The sequence below is a fragment of the Pseudomonas sp. YuFO8 genome (genome assembly GCF_035065025.1).
Classification (GTDB): Bacteria; Pseudomonadota; Gammaproteobacteria; order Pseudomonadales; family Pseudomonadaceae; genus Aquipseudomonas; species Aquipseudomonas putida_AE.
The window spans coordinates 1-17572 of sequence record NZ_JAXDEQ010000026.1 but is presented as its reverse complement, the minus strand read 5'-3'; the positions used below and the strand labels follow the sequence as shown (position 1 = coordinate 17572).

Annotated in this window: 18 protein-coding genes and 1 pseudogene; 11 read left to right on the top strand and 8 right to left on the bottom strand. The window is 60.8% G+C overall.

What is annotated here, in order from left to right; translation table 11 throughout:
* Positions 1-494: 494 nt before the first annotated feature.
* Positions 495-953, bottom strand: coding sequence for a metallophosphoesterase family protein (locus SOP95_RS21300; protein WP_323608216.1), 459 nt, complete (start codon positions 951-953; stop codon positions 495-497).
* Between the two features lie 223 nt (positions 954-1176).
* Here SOP95_RS21300 and gltS point away from each other — a divergent pair, with 223 nt between their 5' ends.
* Both gltS and SOP95_RS21290 read left to right on the top strand, forming a co-directional pair.
* Entirely contained in the window at positions 1177-2391 is a 1215-nt protein-coding gene (gene gltS, locus SOP95_RS21295) for a sodium/glutamate symporter (RefSeq protein WP_323608215.1), read from the top strand.
* A gap of 201 nt (positions 2392-2592) precedes the next feature.
* A complete protein-coding gene (locus tag SOP95_RS21290) occupies positions 2593-3786 on the top strand; it encodes a Fic family protein (RefSeq protein WP_323608214.1) in 1194 nt (397 codons plus the stop codon).
* 41 nt (positions 3787-3827) lie between these two features.
* Here SOP95_RS21290 and SOP95_RS21285 read toward each other — a convergent pair whose 3' ends face one another.
* On the bottom strand, positions 3828-4511 hold the full coding sequence (locus tag SOP95_RS21285) for a winged helix-turn-helix transcriptional regulator (RefSeq protein WP_323608213.1): 684 nt from the start codon (positions 4509-4511) through the stop codon (positions 3828-3830).
* 106 nt (positions 4512-4617) lie between these two features.
* Between SOP95_RS21285 and SOP95_RS21280 the strand changes: the two genes are divergently transcribed.
* The 4 genes from SOP95_RS21280 (at position 4618) to SOP95_RS21265 (ending at position 7291) form a co-directional block, all read left to right on the top strand.
* On the top strand, positions 4618-5559 hold the full coding sequence (locus tag SOP95_RS21280) for a carbon-nitrogen hydrolase family protein (RefSeq protein WP_323608212.1): 942 nt from the start codon (positions 4618-4620) through the stop codon (positions 5557-5559).
* A 55-nt stretch (positions 5560-5614) separates the two neighbouring features.
* On the top strand, positions 5615-6049 hold the full coding sequence (locus SOP95_RS21275) for a GFA family protein (protein WP_323608211.1): 435 nt from the start codon (positions 5615-5617) through the stop codon (positions 6047-6049).
* 116 nt (positions 6050-6165) lie between these two features.
* Positions 6166-6486, top strand: coding sequence for an isochorismate lyase (locus tag SOP95_RS21270; RefSeq protein WP_323608210.1), 321 nt, complete (start codon positions 6166-6168; stop codon positions 6484-6486).
* A 364-nt stretch (positions 6487-6850) separates the two neighbouring features.
* A complete protein-coding gene (locus SOP95_RS21265; protein WP_323608209.1) occupies positions 6851-7291 on the top strand; it encodes a hypothetical protein in 441 nt (146 codons plus the stop codon).
* Between the two features lie 84 nt (positions 7292-7375).
* Here SOP95_RS21265 and SOP95_RS21260 read toward each other — a convergent pair whose 3' ends face one another.
* Entirely contained in the window at positions 7376-8011 is a 636-nt protein-coding gene (locus SOP95_RS21260; RefSeq protein ID WP_323608208.1) for a DUF502 domain-containing protein, read from the bottom strand.
* Between the two features lie 27 nt (positions 8012-8038).
* Between SOP95_RS21260 and SOP95_RS21255 the strand changes: the two genes are divergently transcribed.
* The 3 genes from SOP95_RS21255 to SOP95_RS21245 are packed head-to-tail and all read left to right on the top strand — an operon-like array spanning position 8039 to position 10772.
* Positions 8039-8335, top strand: a complete 297-nt coding sequence (locus SOP95_RS21255) for a hypothetical protein (RefSeq protein WP_274076620.1) — start codon at positions 8039-8041, stop codon at positions 8333-8335.
* Positions 8335-9852 (top strand): DUF3300 domain-containing protein, encoded by a 1518-nt coding sequence (locus SOP95_RS21250; protein ID WP_323608207.1) that lies wholly within the window; start codon positions 8335-8337, stop codon positions 9850-9852. Before SOP95_RS21255 ends, SOP95_RS21250 begins: the two co-directional genes overlap by 1 nt.
* Positions 9853-9881: 29 nt before the next feature.
* Positions 9882-10772: a DUF2950 domain-containing protein gene (locus SOP95_RS21245; RefSeq protein WP_323608206.1), complete on the top strand. Its 891-nt coding sequence runs from the start codon at positions 9882-9884 to the stop codon at positions 10770-10772.
* Between the two features lie 354 nt (positions 10773-11126).
* Here SOP95_RS21245 and SOP95_RS21240 read toward each other — a convergent pair whose 3' ends face one another.
* Positions 11127-11792: a TetR/AcrR family transcriptional regulator gene (locus SOP95_RS21240; RefSeq protein ID WP_323608205.1), complete on the bottom strand. Its 666-nt coding sequence runs from the start codon at positions 11790-11792 to the stop codon at positions 11127-11129.
* 145 nt (positions 11793-11937) lie between these two features.
* Between SOP95_RS21240 and SOP95_RS21235 the strand changes: the two genes are divergently transcribed.
* The gene (locus SOP95_RS21235) at positions 11938-12363 is read left to right on the top strand and encodes a hypothetical protein (protein WP_323608204.1); all 426 of its coding nucleotides are present in this window, start codon (positions 11938-11940) and stop codon (positions 12361-12363) included.
* Between the two features lie 17 nt (positions 12364-12380).
* Here the strand turns inward: SOP95_RS21235 and SOP95_RS21230 are convergent, their stop codons facing one another.
* The 4 genes and pseudogenes from SOP95_RS21230 to SOP95_RS21215 form a co-directional block, all read right to left on the bottom strand.
* Positions 12381-13244 (bottom strand): sensor domain-containing diguanylate cyclase, encoded by an 864-nt coding sequence (locus SOP95_RS21230; RefSeq protein WP_274076615.1) that lies wholly within the window; start codon positions 13242-13244, stop codon positions 12381-12383.
* A gap of 69 nt (positions 13245-13313) precedes the next feature.
* Positions 13314-14183, bottom strand: a pseudogene (locus SOP95_RS21225) (AraC family transcriptional regulator); the annotation flags it as partial.
* 121 nt (positions 14184-14304) lie between these two features.
* Positions 14305-15240 carry a Ppx/GppA family phosphatase gene (locus SOP95_RS21220; RefSeq protein ID WP_274076612.1) on the bottom strand — a complete coding sequence of 312 codons (936 nt, stop codon included), beginning with the start codon at positions 15238-15240 and terminating at the stop codon, positions 14305-14307.
* Positions 15241-15421: 181 nt separating this feature from the next.
* The gene (locus SOP95_RS21215; protein WP_323608203.1) at positions 15422-17095 is read right to left on the bottom strand and encodes a tetratricopeptide repeat protein; all 1674 of its coding nucleotides are present in this window, start codon (positions 17093-17095) and stop codon (positions 15422-15424) included.
* A gap of 235 nt (positions 17096-17330) precedes the next feature.
* Between SOP95_RS21215 and SOP95_RS21210 the strand changes: the two genes are divergently transcribed.
* A partial coding sequence (locus SOP95_RS21210) for a hypothetical protein (protein ID WP_323608202.1) occupies positions 17331-17572 on the top strand: 242 nt, incomplete at its 3' end.

Here is a 17572-nt window from a genome sequence, read left to right as displayed (position 1 = left end):
CAAAACTGCGCAGAGTTTTTCTCAGCTTGCCGTATCGAACTGTGTAATTTTCTACCAGGCTGAAATATCCCTTAAACACCATAAAATGGGTACAGACCGAAACGTCGACTGTGCCGATAGTAGAATGGAAAGAATGGAAGGTGGTCAGACTGGAAAGTGAAAAGCTGTGGAACGGGACAGTGGAACGGCACAGATTTATTTAGCCTAAGAGTGGGCAGATTTATTGTCCCATTAGCTCCCTGAAAGGCAGGGTTAAGTCTTCTTAGGGATCAGTTTGGACTGGAATGAGGAACTGCCATCTGATAACTCATCAATGAGAACTTCGAAAGTACCTGCTGCCAGCGATGCAGATGCCAAGGTGACGACTTTACCGTCACGTCTGCATCTGACCCGTTAGCTGCCGCCCCCAAATAAGCCCCTTGCCATCGCTAATTCAACATTACTTTTCGCCCCCTTTGCCAAAGATGCGCAACGGCCAGCCTTCCGGAAAACGCTCATTCCAACAACGAAACCAACCGCGGCTCAATCAGACCGTCTTCAATTTCGAGCAATGCCAAGGTCACCGGCAGCTTGAACCGCCGCGGCCCCGCGCTACCCGGATTAAGGAATAGCCGCTCCCCACGCCACTCTATCCGCGGCTTATGAGAATGCCCGGTAATCACCAGCCTCGTACCTGCATCCAGTACCGCCGGTACGTCAGCCATGTCGTGAACCAGCAAGGTCAACCACCCATTGAGGTCGAAACTCAGGTGATCGGCGATGTGCTCCGCCCACGGGGCCGCCTGGTCATTGTTCCCGCGTACGACATGCAGCGGCGCAATCGCCGCCAGTTGTTCGAGGATTTGCGCTTTGCCGATGTCGCCGGCGTGAATGATCCGTTCACAGCCCTGCAACGCCGCGAGGGCTTCGGCGCGGAGCAAGCCGTGGGTATCGGAGATCACGCCAACTTTCATGCCAGGCTCCAGGAATGAATACAGGTCCCCATCGCGTTGTTTGCGTGTTCCGGGATCAGCTGCTTGACTCACTCCGGCACACGGTCAACGACAGGGATGTTCGCCAGCACTACCTTAGCCGAGTCCGGCCTGATCCACGATCTGCACTTTCATTGACTCAGGTCTGAAACCAGTGCGATTAGCGCTGGATAATATTTTTTTCAGGTTTTTCAATAGGCTATAGATGACCGCCCAACTCTTTGCTGTTCATGGCCTGGTGAGTTTCACGCTCGCTATCCTGCTGCTCTTCCTGGGCAAGACGCTGGTCCAGCACAGCACCTTGCTGCGCCAATACTGCATTCCCGAATCGGTGGTCGGCGGTTTTGTCTGTGCGGCGGTCACCAGCGTTTTGTACTTCGGCCTCAACATCCAGGTCGAGTTCGACCTGCAAGTTCGCGACACCATGCTGCTGTACTTCTTTGCCGGTATCGGCTTGAAGTCGGACATGCGCCAGTTGATCAAGGGTGGGTGGCCGCTGATGATCCTGCTGGTGCTCGCCACCGTGTTCATCTTCCTGCAAAACGCGCTGGGCATGGGCATGGCCGAGGTCTTCGGGCTTGATCCCAAGGCAGGCCTGATGGTGGGTTCCATCTCCCTCACCGGTGGGATTGGCACTAGCCTGGCCTGGGCACCGCTGTTCGTCGAAAAGCTGGGCATCCAGAACGCGCACGAATTGGGGATCGCCAGCAACACCGTCGGCCTGATTGCCGCCTGTGTGATCGGCGGTCCCATCGCCAACCGGTTGATCCGTCGCCATCAACTCACGCCCTCCCGGGATGAGGGGCTGGAAGTCGGCATTCTCGAGCAACAGCAGAGCAAGCCGCTGGACTACTACGACGTGCTCTGGGCGTGGATGTGGCTCAACCTTACCTTGATGCTTGGTTATGGGCTCAACCTGGTGCTGGTCGACAGCGGGATCACCCTGCCCAAGTTCGTCAGTTGCCTGTTCGCCGGTATCGTCATTCACCACCTTGTTCGGGCACTGATTGGCGAGCAGCGCCTGAAGTCCTGGAGCGGTGCCAGCCAGGGCCTCGCGCTGATTTCCGACGTCTGCCTGGGCATGTTTTTGACCATGGCGCTGATGGGCTTGCAGTTGTGGCAGCTCAGCGGCGCGTTGCTGTTCATTGCTTGTGCGTTGACCCTGCAGATTCTGTTGACGGTGCTCTATACGTATTTTGTGGTGTTTCGTTTCATGGGTCGCAACTATGAAGCCAGCGTGATCGCTTCAGGCTTTGGCGGGATTGCGCTCGGTTCTACCGCGACCGCCATCGTCAATATGACCACCGTGACCCAGAAGTATGGTGCGGCGCACCAGGCGTTTCTTATCGTGCCGCTGGTGTGTGGGTTTTTCATTGATCTGGTGAATGCCGTGATCATTGGGATGTTCAGTGGTCTGTAGCGGGTGAAGCTCCACAAATGGCAGGCGCCTCGCAAGGGCGCCCGTTTTGCAGAAGCCACACAAAAATAATGCGAAATAAAATGTGAAGATTATTTCTCTCAAAGCGGATGAAAACAGCCAAAAATCCAATAATTTAGCACTTGTTAAGCGGTCAACTATGTGAAATAAAATGTGAAGTCTTTTCACGCAGTGCAAACCGCTATGTCCCTGATCACATCAAAATCCTGGCTCGATCCGATACTTCCCGATGCGTTGCCCCCATCGATCATCGCCCTTGCGGATGCGCTGCCCAGAAAGACGCAATTCCTTGCTGGACGCTTACCGCCTGAAACCGCCGCACGCCTTCGCCGTCTCCTGCAAATCACCAATACGTACTATTCGAACCTGATCGAAGGGCAGTACACCGAGCCTGCCGATATGCAGAAAGCGCAGGCAGCCCCGGTCAAGGATCGCAAGCGGCTTAAAAGCCTGGCGGTTGATCAGATGGCGGTCCAGGCTTTGTTCGAACGGACGTTAAGCCAGCGTGGACCGTTTCCCTGGAGCGCCATGTTTGCCCCTGAGCTGATAAGCACTGCACATGATCGGCTTTTTCGCGGTGCCAGTGATGCAGAACGCACGCTGTCCGATGGCTCAGTAATGCAGCCCGGCGCACTCCGGTCGATCACAGGCCAGAACGTTGTTGTGGGCAATCATGATGCACCGCACGCTTCTACAGTTGACGGGATGCTGCGACATCTCCAGGCAGGCTTCGGCCGGCAGACCGACCCGCGTCGTCAGCTTGTTTCTTCGCTTGCCTACCATCATCGTCTCGCATGGGTTCACCCCTTTGCTGACGGAAATGGTCGGGTTGCCCGGTTGATCACTCATTTGCAGTTGGTGCAACTGGGGCTGGAGCCGACACTCTGGTCGCTGTCTCGCGGACTCGCACGACAGCATCAGGATTACTACAGAGCCTTGACCATGGCCGACCGACCACGAGAAGGCGGTTTGGACGGACGAGGCCAGTTATCTCAGCGACGCTACTTCGAATTTATCGAGTTCATGCTGCAGGTTTGTAATGATCAGGTGGATTACATGACCGCAGCGGTAGACCCGTCCAAACTGCGAGAGCGCGTGATACGTGCGTTTCGCTTCAACGAGAAACTTCTACAGCAAGGCATTCGCCCGGAAAGTGCGCCAGCGATCATTGCGCTGATCACCCAAGGTAGTCTGCCGCGCAACGAAATAAAGACGTTCACCGGCCTGACACCACGCCCGGCAATCGATGAGCTGTCGCGACTGATCAAAGTCGGCCTGGTGGAAAGCCGAACGCCCAAATCGCGAATCGTCACACCCGGACTGCCTGCGTGGTTTGCCCAGGATATTTTTCCGGATTTGCATCGACGGTTTCAGTAGAATTCATCGACCGCTTACGCTTCACGATGGCAGCTCCAGGGCTAGCGCGCAGCACTCCGGGTACCAGCAAACGCACTCGTACCCAGCCAGCGCCATAGGCTTTGCGCATCCTGCGCCGCGCCGTCTACACGCAGCTCTTGCGACTGGAGCACCTCCTTCGGTGTACGGTCGCCCGCCCACACTTCGGTCAACGCGCGCACGCTGGAGTCGACGACGAGCGTCAATTCGCGTCCGGGGTCGTCGCGGCACAGGTCCGCCACACCCTCTTCGACCACCAGCCACCATTGCTGCTCACCGGGTCGCGCGTCGCGAAACTTGAACTGGATGACCACCGGCCGGGACGGGAACGTCTCGATGTGCACGAACCGGCGCACGTCCCACATGAGCAGGCCCGCGTCGAGTTGGTCGTCGCGCAGGCGACTGCCGATCCAGCGCGCGCCCCAATGCCCCAGCGCCATGATGATCGGGCGCAGTTCCTCACCCGCTTCGGTCAGGCTGTACTCCCAGACTTTGCCAACCGCCGTGCGATGCACCACGCCGATCTCTTCCAGGTGACGCAGCCGCTGCGCCAGCAGGTTGGTGGACATCCGGGGTACGCCGCGGTGCAGTTCATTGAAGCGTTTGCTGCCGCACAGCAGTTCGCGCACGACCAAGGGTGTCCAGCGCTCGCACAGTGCTTCGGCACCGCGGGCGACCGTGCAGAACTGACCGTAGCTTTCGTCCATCGCCTGCCCTCCCGCTGCTGCAACGCTTCAGATTCTGAACTAGCCGCACGACTTCGCCACGCGCACGCTCAAGTCTCCTAACAGCCAACCGTCCCAGGAGAACGCCATGACCAGGATCGCCATCATTCAGCGCCCGCCCGTGCTGCTCGATCGCAGCGCGACGATCGCCCGGGCCGTGCAATCGGTCGCCGAGGCTGCGGCAGCGGGCGCCTCGCTGATCGTTTTGCCCGAATCGTACATTCCAGGTTACCCGTCATGGATCTGGCGGCTGGCGGCGGGAAAGGACGGTGCTGTAGTGGGTCAGTTGCACACGCGGCTGCTGGCCAACGCCGTCGATATCACCCACGGTGATCTGTGCCAATTGTGCGAGGCTGCCAGGGTCCACGCCGTGACGATCGTGTGCGGCATCAATGAATGCGACCAGTGCAATGGCGGCGGCACGCTCTATAACAGCGTAGTCGTTATCGGCGCGAGCGGCGCCGTGCTCAACCGCCACCGCAAGCTGATGCCGACCAATCCCGAGCGCATGGTGCATGGCTTCGGCGATGCGTCCGGCTTGCGTGCGGTCGATACACCGGTCGGTCGCGTGGGTGCGCTCATCTGCTGGGAAAACTACATGCCGCTGGCTCGCTATGCGCTGTATGCCCAAGGGGTGGAAATCTACGTCGCCCCCACCTACGACACCGGCGAAGGCTGGATCAGCACGATGCGTCACATTGCCCTCGAAGGCCGTTGCTGGGTGCTCGGCAGTGGCAGTGCGCTGCGTGGCAGCGACATTCCCGATGACTTTCCGGCGCGTGCGCAACTGTTTTCCGATCCGGACGAGTGGATCAACGACGGTGACTCGGTGGTGGTCAACCCGCAAGGCCGGATCGTGGCCGGTCCATTGCACCGCGAGGCAGGCATCCTGTATGCGGACATCGACGTCGCACTCGTGGCGCCAGCACGGCGGGCGCTCGACGTCACCGGGCACTATGCGCGCCCGGATATTTTCGAACTGCAGGTGCGGCGCACGCCGGCGACCTCGGTTCACTACATCGACAGGTAAAGGCAGGCAACATTCAGGCGAGCGCTCGCCTGACCACTGATCAAGGAGTCATGCCATGAACAATGAACGGACGTACAAAGGCAGTTGTTTTTGCGGCGCAGTCCAGTTCACCGTCAGCGGAGAGCCCCCCGGGATGGGCTATTGCCATTGCGAGTCGTGCCGGCATTGGTCAGCCGGGCCGGTCAATGCCTTCACCTTGTGGAAGCCCGAGGCGGTGCACGTAACTCAGGGGGCTGACAATATTGGCACCTACAACAAGACACCACAGAGTTACCGCAAGTGGTGCAGGACGTGCGGCGGGCATCTCTTCACCGAGCATCCGGGGATGGGGCTGATCGATGTGTATGCCGCGGTCATCCCGGATCTTGAGTATTCGCCCGGGGTTCATGTCCATTATCAGGAGTCGGTGCTGCGCATCAAAGATGGATTGCCCAAGTTCAAGGACGTGCCGAAAGAACTGGGGGGATCGGGTATTAGCGTGGATGAGTAGGAGCAAGCTTGCTCGCGAAAAGATCGTGAACGATATTACGTGACCGGATACTTGCGACATCTTTGGATTTTTCGCGAGCGAGCTCGCTCCTACATAGGCATGACGGAGTTACCTACATGGAAGTTTCCAACCCATTGCAACCTGCAGAATGCACAGGAATGGAGGACATCAGACGCGAGATCGATGCCCTCGACCAGGCCGTTATCAAGCTGCTGGGCCGGCGTTTTCAGTACGTGCTGGCGGCTTCGAAATTCAAGACCTCTGCGGCTTCGGTGCGTGCCCGGGAGCGTTTCGATTCGATGCTGGCGACACGTCGGGATTGGGCTGTGGCCGAAGGGCTGAGCCCGGATGCGATCGAAAAGATGTATAGCGATCTGGTTAAGCATTTTATTGCCGAGGAGATGAAACACTGGTCGGCGCAATTGCCCGAGACCTGATTCTCAGGGATTGGATGCCCCTTTAATCAGCGGCGTGAATAAAAACGGACGCTGGGGACTTAAGCAGATCTGTAGGAGCCGGCTTGCTGGCGATAGCGCAGGTACAGTCGACCAAGTCTTCGCCTGACAATCCGCAATCGCCAGCAAGCCGGCCCCTACAGGATTGGGTCTTCACTGACATTTGTGCCGAGGACAGATCTTTTTCACTTCGACGCATTACATGGATCATCACGCCCACCAGAGGTGGGCCGCTGGCCCTATCAATCCCATCGATGTTCACAATCACGTCAATGAAGTTCTCTTAAAAACTCCGCGGCGTAACATCAGCCACATACCAACCAACAACACCCCGGAGTATACGATCATGAAACGCCAAACCCTCCTCAGCATCGCTTTCTCGGTTTTTGCAGTTAACGCTTTTGCCGCTACCTCAGTTCAGCCTGTTGTCGCTGAAGGTGGCTCGGATCGCCTGATTGAAAGCCTTGTGGCTGAGGGTGGTTCTGACCGCCTGATCGAAAATCGCGTCGCCGCCGATGGTTCCGACCGCCTGCAAGGCAACACTGTCGCCGCCGATGGTTCCGACCGCCTGCAAGGCAACACCGTCGCTGCCGATGGTTCGGACCGTCTGCAAGGCAACACCGTCGCCGCCGATGGTTCCGACCGCCTGCAAGGCAACACCGTCGCCGCCGATGGGTCCGACCGCCTGCAAGGCAACACCGTCGCCGCCGATGGCTCGGACCGCCTGCAAGGCAACACCGTCGCCGCCGATGGCTCGGACCGCCTGCAAGGCAACACCGTCGCCTGACCCCATCGCTACACCGCAGTACCCAACAAAAAGCCCGGCCTGATCAGCCGGGCTTTTTCGTGTTCACTGCGTTTCACCTGTCTATCAAGGCACTGCATCCATCTTGTTCACCGCCACTCCAGGCCCACCCCGGTTTTCAGCTTTTTCCATGGCCGCCACCAGGTCCTTGGCGCCCGCGCCCCATTTGGAGATGACTTTGAACGTATCGGTGAAGGACACGTCGAGGGGATGCACGCGGCTCGGCTCGAGGATGTAGATTGCGCCGGCCAGGGGTGTGGGTACCGAGGGGACGAAGATGGTGTAGCGGCCGTCGTCGAACACTTCGATGATGAACGCCGGGACCAGGGCATCTTCGATCTCGACCAGGGCGGGTTTCCACACGGTCTGGCGGCTATCCCCCGCTATCTGCTGGGTCAGGCTGCGGAATAATCCGTAGCCGGGAATGCGTTCGAACACGCCCGTCTCTACCCGTTTGCGGGCTATCTCGCCCAATCGGGTGCGCAGCGCCACGCCGATCAGGAAGCAGATCACCAACACCAGTATCAATGACAGGAGTTGCTCGGCCGGCAGCCATTCCGGAAGCAACTTCGTAAACGGTCGGACCAGTTGTCCGAGGGATTTCATGCCCTTGAGCAAGACCAGGATGGCGAGGTAGATGGGGATGATCACCAGCAAGCCGGCAATGACCCGTTTAGTGAAATACCCCAGTGCCTGGTTCATATGCGCTACCTTTTCTGGATGGGCAGAATGGCTCAGGACTTCTCGCGCCTGGGAGCTGAATTGGCTGCCGGCGCCCTGAAAAACAGCACTGCAAATGTGATATTTGACGATAGTACCCACCCGGCGGTCCCACAAGCACAGGCCGGTAAAGTTGGCTTGGTGGGACTATTGGGCTCGGAGTCGAAGGTATTGCGAGCAGATTTTTTTTGTTTGCTACTATCAATGCACGGCGTCGACGCCGAGGTCCGGGGTCTGCTCAGGCGGCCTGCATTTCCCGGCAATGATGCACTTATTGCAAATCTGCCTGACCACAGGGAGCTGTGATGCGCATTCCATTTTTCTACGCGTTGTCAGCGGTCCTTTTACTGAGCGGCTCCCCCTTCATGGCGCAGTCAGCGGATACAACCGCTACCCCGCCGCCCAACCCTCCCAGTACGGCACCCGTCGCGGCACCAACCAAAGACCCCGTATTCACCCAGGAACAACTGGACCAGATGCTGGCGCCCGTTGCGCTCTACCCGGACCCGCTGCTGGCACAGATACTGATGGCGTCCACCTACCCCGGGGAAGTCGCCGAGGCGGTCACCTGGTCCAAGGCGCACCCGGACGCCAAGGGCGATGATGCGGTCAAGCAAGTGGCGAACCAGCCCTGGGACCCGAGTGTGCAGGCGCTGGTTGCCTTCCCGCAGGTGTTGGCGACGCTGGGGCAGGATCCGGTCTGGGTCCAGCGCTTGGGTGATGCTTTCCTCGCGCAGCCCGACGATCTCATGAACGGGGTGCAACGCTTGCGTCATCAGGCCCAGGCAGCCGGCAACCTGCAGAGCAACCAGTATCAGAACGTGACGATCCAGAATGCTGCGCCAGCGGCTCCAGCACCGGCGACCACGACTGCGGCGCCGGCCCCTGCTGAGGCCCCATCCAGCAGCAGCTCAACCATCATCATCCAGCCCGCCGATCCGCAGGTGGTATACGTCCCCACCTATAACCCGACAACCACCTACGGCACCTGGGCCTACCCCGCCTCGCCTCCTGCCTACTATCCACCGCCGCCCGCCTATTACCCCGGCCAGGCGCTGATGGCCGGGCTGGCGTTCGGTACCGGGGTGGCGATCGTCGGGGCGCTGTGGGGCGACTGTGACTGGGGCAATAACGACGTCGACATCGACGTCAATCGCTACAACAACATCAACGCCAACAACCGGATCGGCAACAATCAGAACAAGTGGCAGCATAACGCTGCGCATCGCAATGGCGTGCCCTATCGGGACAACAGGAGCCGTGAACAGTACGGCCGGCAGCTGGACGGTGCCAATCAGCGTCAGGCCTATCGCGGCGACAACAACGCCCAGCGCGCCCAGGCGCGTGAAAATGCCCGCAGTTCAATGGACAGGGCCGGTATCGAACGGCCTGCCACCAGCAATCTGGAGGCCCGTGATCGGGCGCGCGAAGCCCAGTCCAGGGCTTCGGCCAGCAATCGGATGCAGGCCGGTGCAGACAGACCGAGGACTACCGACAGAAGCCAGGGCACTGCCAGAAACACCCGGGAGAATCAGCAGCCGAGGACTCAGCAAACCAGGAATCAGGCGAATCAACGCATACAGGGCAGCACACAGGCGCGCCAGACAACGCAAAAACGCCAGACCGCACCTGCCGTCAATAGAGGCAGCGCCCGTAACAATGCCTTCGCCGGCGCGCGTTCACCGTCCCAGGCCAACATGCAAGCCAATCGTGGTCGGGCCAGCCAGGCATCCTATCAGCGCCCCAGCGCCTCACGAGCCGCCGGCCACCAGATCAGTCGGCCATCCAGTCCACCAGCGCGTTCAAGGGGGGGCCGCCGTTGAATAACCATCCTCGAGTAAAGGCAAGGGGCATGTTTGTACAGGCCCTGGCGATCACTGTCGGCCTGGCCTGGTCGTGCCTGGCAGCGGCGCAGCAGGAGTTTGCGACGCCGGAAAAGGCCGCTCAAGCGTTCGTCGAAGCGCTGGGTACGAAAAACGCCGATCAGAAACGCCTGACCGAGCTGCTGGGTGAAAACTGGCGCAGCTACATCCCTCGCGACGGCGCGGAACGCGAAGACGTGGAGGCGTTCCTCAAGCAATACCACCAGCAACACGAGATCGAAAAAATCGCGGACAACAAGGCGCTTCTATCGGTGGGAACTGACCACTGGACGCTGCCTATTCCCATCGTCAAAAGCGCGAACGGTTGGCGCTTCGACCCCAAGGGCGGCAGTGCCGAAATCCGTGCCCGGCAAATTGGCCGCAACGAGCTGGCCGCGGTGCAATCGGCACTGGCCTATCACGATGCCCAGATGGATTACGCCTCGGTGGATCGTGACGGTGACGGCGCACTCGAGTATGCGCAGAACATCTACAGCACCCCCGGCCAGCACGACGGACTCTATTGGGCCGACGACGATAGCGGCCAGATCAGCCCGTTGGGCCCCGAGTTCGGCAAGACCATTGCCGGCGAGCCCTGGCATGGCTACCACTTCCGTATCCTGCTGGGCCAGGGTCCTTCGGCACCGGGCGGGGCCTACAGTTACCTGATCGGCGACAAGATGAGCCGGGGCTTTGCCCTGATCGCCTGGCCGGCAAAATACGGTGAAACCGGGGTGATGAGTTTCATGATCAGTCATGACGGGCAGGTCTTCGAAAAGGACCTGGGACCGGATAGTGAAAAGTTGGCGCAGGCGATGAAACGCTTTGATCCGGATGACAGCTGGAAGGAAGTGCCGGACGACCAGGAGAAGCCGGATTGACTCCAGTTTTGGGCGGGCGAAGTCAATGAAATCGGGCGCGCAAGGCGCCCGTTTTTGTACTCGGTGTCCTGTCCTCAAGCCCCTTACCCGCCAAATGCGCATTAGTTGCCTCTAAAACTGACATTGTTCGCTGTCCACGCCATCGCTCACTTCCAGAGTGATGGCAAACAGCTACTCTCTTCCCGATTTCGCATGCACACCTCAACCAACCCAAAACGATGACCCTGTGGCGAGGGAGCTTGCTCCCGTTCAAACGTCCCGTGCTCGTGTGCAGCCGGAGCAAGCTCCCTCTCCACAGGGTCATCGTCATGAGTACCTGATTGGCAGCCCCCCCTGCTTCGTCCCGGCTCCATGTCATGAAGTAAGCTTTCGTCGGTTTTTTTCAGCCTCCGCCAGTGCCTGGCGAACCAGCGCCCGCGCCGCCCAGGCGCTGGCGTCGAGTGACTCCTCTAGACTCGCGCCACTGATATCGCGCACGGCAATCAACGCTTCGGTGCCCATCACAATCGACAGCGCCTGCTTCAGGCGTTTGCGCGCCCTGGGAGCAAGCACGTCCCTCATCGAGTCGACAATCGGCTCGATGTAGCTCAGGCGACGGCCCGGTCGCAGGGGCTCGTGGGACTCGTTTTCGAGCCACACGGTCATGAACGAACGCTCCATCACGTGCAGGCCGACCTCGTCGCCGAGCAAGAGTTTGTTCAGCGCATTCGCCGCCAGGCCGATGCCCTTGACCGGATCGTCGCCCGGGCGCCAGACGCGCTCCAGCGGCGGCATGTCGCGATCGGCCGCCGTCTCGCTGATCAACGCTTCAACCGTGGGAAAGTAGCGATACGCCGTGGCGCGCGAGACCTTGGCGCGCTCGGCTGCTTGCGCCACCGTGGGCCGATGGCCCTCGTCGCGCAAGGCGACGGCGGCCTCGATCAGCGCCTGGCGGGTGCGCAGCTTCTGGTTGACGCGGCCTTGCGAATCGCCGTCGCCGACCGACGGGCCTGGCTCGGATCTTGACTTGGGGCTGGACATGGAATAAATGATACCTTGTCTTGTAATGAGACTATTGTCTCATGATAGACCCACGGCACCGGACCTGCCACCGCACTTGCGGTCATCACGATTTCAGGGATTTTCCAGCAACTGAGCGCGCCTCAGGGCGCTTGAGGTGAATGCCATGAATCACACTCCCCGTTCGCGAACCTGGTTTCGACTCGCGGCCCTCTACTTTGCCATGGGCGTGCTGCTGGGGGTGGCCATGGGCGCCTCCGGCGACCACTCGCTGTTCGCGGTCCATGCCCATATCAACCTGTTGGGATGGGTGTCGATGGCCCTGTTCGGCGTCATCGCCACACTGCACCCGTGCATGACCGAAGGTCGCGTTGCCACCGTGCAGTTCTGGACCTACAACCTGGGCGTGCCGGTGATGCTCGGCGCATTGACCCTGCGCATGAAGGGCTTCCCGGCAGTCGAACCGCTGATTGGCGTCGCATCGATCCTGATTGGCTTGAGCGTGCTGCTTTTTCTGTGGCTGGTGTTCTCGCGCATCGGCGTGACGGCCGGGTATGTGAATCGCGCGACAGGCGAATCGCGCCTGTCCTGACGCGGGTGACCGGCTTGTCACCCAGCCGAAGAACGCTGCCGTTTTATCCGGTACATATCGTCATCCGCCTGGCTGAGCAGCGTATCGGCGTCCTCCCCGTCCGCGGGATAACAGGCGATGCCGATACTGCAGGACGGCATCTTGACTGCACCGGATTCAGCGTCCAGCGGCTCGGCCATGACCGCGAGAATCCGCGCCACGGTCTCGCTGACGGCGCCCTCGGACTGGATGTCCGTCAGCAGTACCGTGAATTCATCGCCGCCCATTCGGGCCACCGTGTCCGTCTCACGCACGCAGCCCTCCAGCCGTCGTGCAATCGTGCTCAGCACACGATCGCCCGCGGCATGGCCATGGACGTCATTGATGCCCTTGAAGTCATCGATATCGAGGAACAGCAAGGCCAGCGTGCTGTTGTGCCGGCGCGCCGTGCGCAGGGCGGTGTCCAGGCGATCATTGAACAGCGCCCGGTTGGCCAGGCCTGTCAGCGGATCGTGATGGGCGAGGAAACGCAGTTCCTCCTCGGCCTGCCAGAGGGCCGTCACATTGCGCGCGACACCGATGCGCGCCCCCACTTCCTCGGACCAGAAGGCCGCCCACAGGATGTGGACGATGCCGCCATCCTTGCGGACATAACGGTTGCGGAAGTCGACGTGAGGCTGGCCGTTCATGACCCGGACAATGGAGGCCCGAGTGATCGCCAGGTCGTCAGGGTGCATGTAGTCGGTGATCGCGGTACCGGTCAGCTCGTCGGCACGGTAACCGAGCAGTGCCTCGCAGGCATCGCTCACGAATACGATCTGGTTATGCCTGTCGACCACGAAGACCGTGTCCAGCATCAGATGGATCAGTTTGGGGTAGAGCGCTTGCAGGTCGACGGGCATAGGTCAGGGGAGTCCCGGTTCATATAGCCCGATCATGCCTGATCGCGAAGGGAGGCGGCTAGGACCTTGTCATGCCGATTGTCTGCGCCAGGTGCCGGGGGACGCGCCGAACTGGCGCTTGAATGCGCGACTGAACGCGGCTTCGGATTCGTAGCCCACGGCAAAGCCGATTTGCGCCACGTTGCCGCGGCCTTCACGCAAATGTTGCGCCGCCACGTGCAGGCGCCAGAGCGTCAGGTATTGCATCGGTGGCTGGCCGACCAATGCGGTGAACCGCTGGGCGAACACCGAGCGCGACATGCCCACTTCCAGCGCCAGCGCTTCTGCAGTCCAGCCTTCGGTTGGGCGTGCATGGAGCAGCGCCAGTGCGCGTCCGATCTGCGGGTCGCGCAGCCCCGCCAGCCACCCGCGCCGCTCGGCCGGGAGGCTGGCGACATACTGGCTGACGGCTTCGACGAAGAGCAATTCTGACAGCTTGGCGATGACCGCAGTCGAGCCGACGCGTCCCGCCGCGATCTCGCTGACCGCGAAACGGAATGAGCTTTCAATCCAGGCCCCCGAAGTCGTCGCGCGCACGTCCAGTTTCAATACCGGCGGCAGCGACGAAAGCAGCGGGTTGAATGGGGTTTCCGAGCCGAGGAAACCACACAGTAACTGCGTGGATTCGCCGCCCCCGCCGTATTTGAGTCGTGAAATGCTGCCAACGTCTGGCGGCTGGATGACTTCGCGCGCGGGCATGGGCGCAATGCTCAGGTCGCTGCCAAAAGTATGGACGTCATTGCGAGGAAGCAGGATGAGTTCGCCTGCGCGAACGTCGAGGATGGCGCCATCGCCAATGCGCAAATGCATGTGCCCCGCGGCGACAAAATGCGAGGCAATGATATGTCGAGGGGTCGCCAGGTACGGCATGCAATCGTCCGCGGAAAGGCTGCCGCTGACGCTTGTTTTTTCGCGCTCATTGTCCTGGTTGTCTGTTACGGCGTATGAATACGGCAACTGTGCCAAGTTCGGTCAGCGAGGCCTGAGGCCAGCAGCCACGACCTGCATCCGCAGCTCGATATCAATGCCTGGACATCAACCCATGCAGCACGCCCAGCCTCAACCCCGGTTCGGAGGGCGTCATGTGCAACACACCGAATACCTTGAACGCCGCCAGCATCGCCACCAGGCCACCGGGCAGGATGCTCAGGCGATGGGCTTGCAGGCCCGCCAGCTTGAGTTGCCTGACATGCCCGACTTCCAGCAGGCGCAATGACAAGCGCAGCAGGCCGCTGTAGGTGATACCGTTTTGGCCGTCGTCGTTCAGCCCGTTGGCCTTGAGCACCTTGGCCAGCATCCGCGCGGTACCGGAAGAGCCAATGGCCTGCTGCCAACCCAGCGCGCGATAACGCCGTGCGACCTTTTCGAACTGCAGGGTGGCGACCCGCTCGGCTTCGAGCAGCGCCTTGGCCGTGATCACCCCGCCGGCAAAGTAGCGCGCCCCCAGGGTACCGCTGCCGATGGCGATGCTTTCGGTGACGAGGGGTTGTGCGCCCTTGCCCAGGATCAACTCGGTGGAGCCGCCGCCGATGTCCACCACCAGCCGCATGCGTTCGGGATCGGGATTCGTATGCGCAACCCCGGCGTACACCAGCCGGGCCTCTTCATGCCCGGAGATGACATCGATACGAAACCCCAGGTGGCGCTCGGCGCTGGCGAGGAACAGTTGCGCATTTTCGGCTTCGCGCACCGCGCTGGTGGCCACCGCCCGCACGCGACCGGCTTCGAACCCGCGCAGTTTTTTGCCGAAGCGCGCCAGGGCTTGCCAGCCACGATCAAGCGCGAGCTCGTCGAGCGCGCCGCCCTGCAAGCCTTCCGCCAGACGTACGGGTTCTCGCAGGGTCTTCACTTCCTGGATCACGATCTGCTGGCTGCGCCGGACTTGCTGGCCAATCATCATGCGAAACGCGTTGGAGCCCAGGTCAATGGCCGCAAATAGCGAGGCGTCGCCTTTCATGGTGGGGGTTCCTGGCAAATTCATCGGCCCGTGACGGGTCTGTCGCCCATGGCGGTTGCGCGGATGTTGCCATGGGTTCAGTGACACCCTGATGACAGGGTGCACGCTCGGGTAGCCCGTCGATCAAGTACGGGTTATCGATTTCCAGGAAGAGCGCTGGCTGGGGCGGACATTCAAGCGCCTACAGGCAACAGCGTTTGCCGATCCGGCAAAAACACGATGCCGAAATCTCCACATCCGCCCGGGCCATGGCCAGGTTGAGGCGAACCTGCGCAGCGCCCGCTTCGGCATCGCGACCCAGTCGCTTCAAACATTCCACGTAGCCGTGCAGGCTCCACACATTGTCCAGGTGCCAGGACGAGCGACTGAGGGTGTTGTCCAGGCCCAGGTCGGCACGGTAGGCCTGCAGGGCTTCTTCCACCCTGCCCTGCTCCAGCAGCAGTGCGCCCAGGGCGTGGCGCACCGGTTGCATCCAGCCCCAGGGCTCGTCGTAAGGCAGGTGATCGTCCAACGACTGCGCTTCACACAGATGCGCGAAGGCTTCGTCGAAGTTGCCTTTGCGGTACTCGATTTCACCGCGCAGCATGCCCGCGGCCACGGCCAGGATATCGTTGCATTGGTTGTTGAAGAGGTAGCGTGTGTCCGGCACACGGGCCCAGGCCTCGAGGAACAGGTGATGCTCGGTTTCGGCCTCGGCGACCTGCCCGCAGGCCGCATGGGCCACGCCTTTGGCGTAGTGCAGCATGGCCGTGGTCACGCAGTACAGCACCTGGTCGGCGGGCAGTGGCGTGGCGAGGATGTCTTGCCATCTGCCGAAGCGGATCTGCACGTGGAGCTTCATCGACACGAAGCTTTCCAGCCAGTCGGCCATGGGCGGTTTTTCCACCCTCAGCAGGTCTTCCTTGATGGTATCGGCCAGTTGTTCGGCGGCTTCCAGGGCCGGTTGGTACTGGCCGAGGAACATCGCCGAGTAGAGTTTGAAGTGATAGTTGTGGCTGCGGTACAGGGTGTAGAAATTGATCGGACCTTCCTCGGCCAGATACAGGCTGTCGGCCTGGATGGCCCGGTGATTGGTGATCATGGCCCCGCGGTAATCGCCGCAGAGCACGTCGATGTGCGACGGCATATGGCGCAGGTGTCCGGCATCCGGCACCAGGTCACGCAGGACATCACCGGCGCGCAAGGCCCGTTCCGGGTACGGCGACATTTCCAGGGTGTGGACGTACATGTGCAGCACGCCGGGGTGCGGTGCGTCGCCGTGTTGCTCCATGCGGTGCAGGGCCCGTTCGAGCACGGCCACCGTTTCGAGGGTGTCGGCACCGGCTGCTGGCTCGCCGGTTTTCAGGTCCCACAACTGCCAGGGCGTGCGGTCGATCAGCGCTTCGGCGAACAGCGCCACCACGTCGGGATCGTCGGGAAAGCCGTGGTAGACATCGCGCATGGACGCCGCATAGGCATCGTTCCAGGTGAAGAGTTCATCAACGCTGCTCGCTTGTTCGGCCTGGTAGCGTTGCTGCAGCGCGCGGATCAGGGCCTCTTCCACCGGCGTCGCGCCGTCGAGGTGCACCAGGGCGATTTGCGTCGCCAGGCGCGCCTGGGCCACGGCCTCCTTGAGCTCTTGTTCGATGAAGGCGTCCCAGCGCTTGTTGTAGTTGGGCCCCGAGGCATAGGCGATGCCCCAGTAGGCCATCGCGCAGTTGCGGTCGTGTTCCAGGGCCTTCTGGAAACAGCGGATGGCTTCGTCGTGGTTGTAGCCGTAGCACCACATCAGGCCGCGGTCGAACCACAGCTGGGCCTGGGGTGAACTGGTCGTCACGGGGCGGCTGTAGGTGCCCAGATCGTAATAGTCGTGCATCGGTTTATCCTCTCGATCAGAGTGCGGAACCTGCGAAAAACCAGCATACCCCTGCGCACCTGGCCCGGCGCCGCAACTGACGACAGGCTACGCCCTGTCATCACGCTCGCCACAGGTGTGGCGCTTGCTACATCAATACCGTCGATGTTCACCATCACGTCAATGAAGTTCTCTTAAAAATCCTGCGGCGTAACATTGGCTCATACCAACCAACAACACCCCGGAGTACACGATCATGAAACGCCAAACCCTCCTCAGCATCGCTTTCTCGGTTTTTGCAGTTAACGCTTTTGCCGCTACCTCTGCTGCGCCTGTTGTCGCTGAAGGTGGCTCGGATCGTCTGATTGAAAGCCGTGTGGCTGAGGGTGGTTCTGACCGCCTGATCGAAAATCGCGTCGCTGCCGATGGTTCCGATCGTCTGCAAGGCAACACTGTTGCCGCCGATGGCTCCGACCGCTTGCAAGGCAACACTGTCGC